The 5,729-nt window shown below is 69.3% G+C and carries 5 protein-coding genes; 3 read left to right on the forward strand and 2 right to left on the reverse strand.

Annotation, left to right across the window (positions count from 1 at the left end; all coding sequences use genetic code 11):
- Positions 1 to 560, forward strand: a 560-nt coding sequence (locus ACFYUZ_RS36295) for a tetratricopeptide repeat protein (protein WP_389316549.1), incomplete at its 5' end; no start/stop codon positions are given.
- Between the two features lie 255 nt (positions 561 to 815).
- Here the strand turns inward: ACFYUZ_RS36295 and ACFYUZ_RS36300 are convergent.
- Entirely contained in the window at positions 816 to 1,697 is an 882-nt protein-coding gene (locus ACFYUZ_RS36300; protein ID WP_389316551.1) for a hypothetical protein, read from the reverse strand.
- Positions 1,694 to 2,488 carry a ParA family protein gene (locus ACFYUZ_RS36305; RefSeq protein WP_389316553.1) on the reverse strand — a complete coding sequence of 265 codons (795 nt, stop codon included), beginning with the start codon at positions 2,486 to 2,488 and terminating at the stop codon, positions 1,694 to 1,696. The genes ACFYUZ_RS36300 and ACFYUZ_RS36305 overlap by 4 nt, the downstream gene beginning before the upstream one ends.
- Positions 2,489 to 2,802: 314 nt before the next feature.
- On the opposite strand from ACFYUZ_RS36305, the gene ACFYUZ_RS36310 reads away from it, so the two are divergent.
- Together ACFYUZ_RS36310 and ACFYUZ_RS36315 are read left to right on the forward strand one after the other, a co-directional pair.
- Positions 2,803 to 3,201, forward strand: a complete 399-nt coding sequence (locus ACFYUZ_RS36310) for a hypothetical protein (protein ID WP_389316554.1) — start codon at positions 2,803 to 2,805, stop codon at positions 3,199 to 3,201.
- Positions 3,202 to 3,272: 71 nt separating this feature from the next.
- Positions 3,273 to 5,729: tetratricopeptide repeat protein (locus ACFYUZ_RS36315; protein WP_389316556.1), on the forward strand; the 2,457-nt coding region annotated here is incomplete at its 3' end.

Below are 5,729 nucleotides of genomic sequence, written 5' to 3' on the forward strand. Positions count from 1 at the left end.
ACGCACGTTGGACGGGGGAGGCGGGCGATCCGGCCGCCGCACGCGACCTGCACGCCGCCCTCATCACCGACCGCACCCGCATCCTCGGCGCCGACCACCGCAAGACCCTGACCAGCCGCCACAACCATGCGCACTGGACGGGGAAAGCTGGCGACCCGGCCGCCGCACTCGACCTATATGCCCACGTCATCACCGACCGCACCCGCGTCCTCGGCCCCGACCATAAGGACACTCTGGCCAGCCGCCATTACTACGCGTACTGGACAGGGGAGACGGGCGACCCGGCCACCGCACGCGACCTGCACGCCACTCTCATCACAGACTGCACTCGCATCTTCGGCCCCACCTACCAGAGCACCCTGACTAGCCGCCATAACCACGCGTATCGGACGGGGGAGGCGGGCGACCCGGCCACCGCACGCGATCTGTACGCCGCCCTCATCCCCGACCAAACGCGTGCTCTCGGTCCAGAGCACAAGCACACACTGCTCAGTCGCGATCAGCTTGAGCGGTGGGCCGCTCCTGACGAGCCTCACGAGGTGAGAGGCACCACCTTCTGAGAGACGGGGACAGTCGACCGGTACGGAGAAGTAGGTCAGGACGCTCGAGCCACGCCACTCCGAGGGGGTCGGGCCTCAGGGTGCCTCTCAGAATCAGCCGGGAGCAGGTGTCCAGGGGTGACTTCCGTGTTGGAGATCGGCGGCGAAGGTGATCAAAGGGGGCAGCACTGTGGGATAGCGGTAGCTATGGAGAATGATCAAGCGAGCGGGGTTCCCGTCTCCGAGAACACCCGCTCAGGACCGAGAAGGCAATGGCTACACGAGGGCCGGGGCGCTCCCTGGGATACGAGTCTGCTTGGCAAGCACCCGGCCGGCCTTGGCGAGGCGCGCGAGATCGGCGGCAGCACGGTCGGCATCGGCTGGCGGAACGTCCGCGGTGAGCGCCTCCTCGTACAGGGCCAGAGCGCGCTCGGCGGCGTCAGCGGCGGCTGTGAGTCTGCGGCCGGCTTCCGTCCGGCGCGCGGCGTCGTCCGCGTCGGTGCCGCTGGCCGGGGAGGGGATGGCGGCGGTGTAGCCGAGTCGCTGGGCGGCGGCCTTGATGGCGGCCGCGGTGAGCTTCTTGCCGCTGGCCTTGACGTCGGTGATGACGTTCACGGCCTTGTCTTCGCCGTCGGTGAGGGCGAGGACGGGGAGGAGCGCGCGGGCCTGGGAGGCGTTGGGGGGAGTGTCGAAAATTTTCGACACTTGGCGGGCGGCCAGGACGGCCTGGAGGGCGGCGCCTGCCTCGATCGTCTTGTAGACGTTGGTCCGGCTGATGTGCAGGACTTCGTCGGCGTAGGCGTCGAGTGAGGTGTAGCCGCGCGCGGTGTAGAGGTCGTCGTCGACGAGGATCTTCAGGGCGGCGCCCGATTCGATTGTCCAGCGGATCTTGGCGGCGCGGACGCTGCGGGCGGCGTGCTCGTCGGCGGCGCGCAGTGCGGCTTCCACCTGGGCCAGGCGTTCAGCGGGCGTGCCGGTGACGGTGGCGGGGTCGAGCGGGGCTGGGATGAAGGAGTCCACGGCCATGCCGCCGGCCAGGGTGACGGCGGTGCTGGCGGCTTCGGCGACCTGGTCTCCGACGGCGACGCCGGAGGTGATGGAGGGGCCCGTCTGGATGGGGGTGCTGTCGGCTGTGCGGCTGGATCGGCGTCGGCTCACGGGGTGGGCACCGCCTTGAGGAAGGCCTGGGCGAGGAGCTCGTAAGTCGCGCGGGAGTCTGCCACGCGGGAGTCGGTGAGCGGGAGGGCGTCCGTGTTGGCTTCGGCGAGGGTCGTCCGCAGCTTCACTGAGGGCTCCCAGACCAGGTCGCCGAAGATTCGGCGGATCGAGTCGCGCTGCTCGGCCTGGAGCAGGGTGTTGGTGAGGGCGCTGATGATGACGCCCCTCACGGCGAGTGTCGGGTTGGCGAGGTCCTTGGGCGCGCGCTGGGTGACGAAGGTGTGGATGCGCTTGGCGGCTTCGACGGAGTAGATGTCGGCTTCGGTGACGATGACGACGTCATGGGCGGCGGCGAGGGCCAGCTGGGTCAGGTGGAAGACGCTGGGCTGGCAGTCGATCAGGGTGTAGTCGAAGGTGTCGTCGACGCCCTCGAGGGCCATGTCGAGGCGGCGCCAGGCTCCGGAGAGGCCGGCTTCGGACATCCGGCTCTCCAGGTCGAGCGTGGCGGGGGCGAGCGCGATCCGCTCGGCGTAGGGGGCGTCCCATCCGATCGGCTGAACTACCGCTCGGGCGGCGCCCTCGGTCGCGGCCTGGATGGCCTCGCTGATGGTCGGCTGATGCTGGGTGGGGTCCCAGGTCCAGCCGAGGAAGGTGGAGGCGTTGCCCTGCGGGTCCATATCCACGACGAGGACTCGCTTGCCCTCCTTGGCCAGGGCCTCGGCGAGACGGACCGTGGTGGTTGTCTTGCCGACACCCCCCTTGTTGTTCACGAACGCCACGCGTCGCGCCATGCCGACCTCCTGCTGCTGTGCTGTGTCTCGGCCAGACAGCATGCCACCCGGCCCGTCGGCAGTGGCAGAAGGGGCACTTCGAAGGCGCGTCTCTGGACTGTCCGCCTGCGTTGTGGTGCTCGAAGCATGTGGCCGAGGGGTATGCGCTCGATTCGTCAGGCCGTTAGCTGTGAGCAGGTGTTGTGGCTGTGTGTGGGGCGCTACGGTCTGTTGCACCCGCTATCGCCTGACGGGGTGTCGTCTCGGCGGGGGCGGGTTGTGTGTCGTATGGGCGGGAGGGCTTGATGGCGGGGATTTCGAGTTGGGGGCGGGCTGTGGTCTGGCTGGCTGTGGTGCTGGCGGGCGCGGTCTCGATCGGGCTGACGGCGGTGGCGGTGCTGGCAGACCTGGACACTGCGGGGCAGGTGGCGAGCATTGTCGGCGCAGTGGTCGGTCTGGCCGGGGTGGTGGTCTCCGTGGTCGCTCTGACCCGTCCTGCGGGTGGGACCGATGGCGCGGTCCGTCGTGTACGGGCTGGGCGGGGCGCGGTCGCGGCTGGCGGAAGCATCAGCGGCAACGCTTTTGGCGACCGGTCGCAGGTTTCGGGCCCGCGCGTCTCCGGCCGCCTCGGGGCACCGGGGCAGGGTCGCGAGGATGTTCAGGCAGGGCCGGGTGGGACGGCGGCCGGTGGGAACATCACCGACAACGCCTTCGGTGACGACAGTCGCCGATGACCCCGCTGCCCTGGCGCCGCAAGCGACGCCCTGCCACGAAAACGGAAGCCAACCCCCCAGCCGAACTCCGCGTGGACGTGGACGTTCCCGCGCTGGCGCCGGAGCCTGCCGCCCCGATCGACGGGCCGCGGCGGGTGGAAGTACATGACGGTATCGGGGCTGGCGGCAACATCGAGGGCAATGCCCTGGGACCACACAGCCAAGTCACCAACATTACGGAACAGCACATCCACGAGCCACCCAGAGTGGAGGTGCTGTGGCCGGTGGAGCTCGGGCCGGTGCCGACGCTGGCCTCGGCGTTCCAGCCCCGCACCGCGCTGCGCAGGAACCTCTACGCGCCCCGCTCAGGCGGCGGGGCAATGGTGCGGACGCAGGTGCTGTCCGGCGGCGGTGGGGTCGGTAAATCCCAGCTGGCGGCCGCCTGCGCTGCGGAAGCCCTGGCTGAGGGCACTGATCTGGTGATGTGGGCCGCTGCCACTGAGGTGCAGCAGGTAATCACTCAATACGCGCAGGCCGCAGCCCGCATCGCGGTGCCGGGCGTGAATGGGCAGGATCTGGAAGCTGACGCGCGCGCTTTCCTGTCGTGGCTGGCTACCACTTCCCGGCGATGGGTGGTGGTCCTGGACGACATCACAGATCCCGAAGCCCTCAGCCCGTGGTGGCCGGCCAGCCGCACCGGCACGGGCTGGGTGCTGGCCACCACTCGCCTGCACGATGCCCGCCTGACCGGCGGCGGACGTACCCGTGTCGCCATCGATGTCTACACCCGTGGTGAAGCAGCCGCCTACCTGCACACTCGCCTGACCGACGAGGGCATGACCCACCTCCTCGACGACCACACCGAAGACCTAGCCCAAGCCCTCGGCCACCTGCCGCTCGCCTTGGGCCATGCCGCCGCCTACATGATCAACGAAGACCTCCCCTGCGCCGCCTACCTGGCCCGTTTCAACCATCGCCAGACCCGACTGGAGCAGGCCCTGCCTCCATCGGCTGACACCGAAGGGTATGGACGCCAGATCACCACCACCCTGCTGCTGTCGCTGGACGCTGCCCGAAACACCGAACCTACGGGACTGGCCGAACCAGTCCTGCGTCTGGCCGCCATGCTCGACCCCGCCGGCCACCCTCACGCCTTATGGACCACCCCTGCAGCGATCGACTACCTCACCGCTCATCGCACCCCTCCCACGGCTGACACCATCACAGAGAAACAAGGCGCAGAGGACGAGCAGGCCCCAAAGGTCACTCCCGAGCAGGTCCACGCCGCCTTACGCGCCCTGCACCGCTACGCCCTGCTCACGTGCGACACCCGCGCAGAACCCCGCGCTGTCCGCGTCCACGCCCTCACCGCACGCGCCGTGCGGGAAACCACCCCCGCCCCAAGCCTCCCCGGTCTTGCCACCGCGGCCGCCGACGCCCTCCTGCACACCTGGCCCGACCCTGACCAGCCCCACCGCGACCTCGCCGCTGCCCTACGCACCAACACCGACACCCTCGCCGGCCACGCCCACGATGTCCTCTGGCACCCCGACGGACACCCCGTCCTCTACCGCGCAGGCAGCAGCCTTCTTAACGCGGGTCTCACTGCCTCCGCCATCGCCTACTGGCACCACATGACCATCAGCAGCGAGCGGCTCCTGGGCATTGACCACCCCGACACCCTGACCACCCGCGGCAACCTTGCGGTCTCCTACCGGGATGCGGGGCGTACGGCCGAGGCCATCGAGATCGGAGAGCAGGTCGTAGCCGACCGCGAGCGAATCCTGGGCAATGACCACCCCGACACCCTGACCGCCCGCAGCAACCTCGCTACCTGCTACCGGGATGCGGGGCGTAGGGCCGAGGCCATCGAGATCGAGGAGCAGGTCGTAGCCGACCGCGAGCGGCTCCTAGGCATTGACCACCCCGACACCCTGCTCGCCCGCGGCAACCTCGCTACCTCCTACTGGGATGCGGGGCGTACGGCCGAGGCCATGGAGATCGAGGAGCGAGTCGTAGCCGACCGCGAGCGGCTCCTAGGCATTGACCACCCCGACACCCTGCTCGCCCGCGGCAACCTCGCTACCTCCTACCGACAGCTCGGGCGTACCGCCGAGGCCATCGAGATCGGAGAGCAGGTCGTAGCCGACCGCGAGCGAATCCTGGGCAATGACCACCCCGACACCCTCCTCGCCCGCAGCAACCTCGCTTCCTCCTACTGGGATGCGGGGCGTACGGCCGAGGCCATCATCCTCTTGGAACGGGTGGTAGCCGACCGCGAGCGGCTCCTGGGCATTGACCACCCCAGCACCCTCCTCGCCCGCGGCAACCTCGCTACCTCCTACTGGGATGCGGGGCGTAGGGCCGAGGCCATGGAGATCGAGGAGCGAGTCATAGCCGACCGCGAGCGAATCCTGGGCAATGACCACCCCGACACCCTCCTCGCCCGCAGCAACCTCGCTACCTCCTACCGACAGCTCGGGCGTACCGCCGAGGCCATCGAGATCGGAGAGCAGGTCGTAGCCGACCGCGAGCGAATCCTGGGCAAT

This window comes from Streptomyces sp. NPDC004266, assembly GCF_042874095.1.
Classification (GTDB): Bacteria; Actinomycetota; Actinomycetes; order Streptomycetales; family Streptomycetaceae; genus Streptomyces.

Excerpts from the sequence above, each read along its gene's own strand:
- ACFYUZ_RS36305 (WP_389316553.1), bottom strand. The coding sequence starts at position 2,488 with ATGGCGCGACGCGTGGCGTTCGTGAACAACAAGGGGGGTGTCGGCAAG.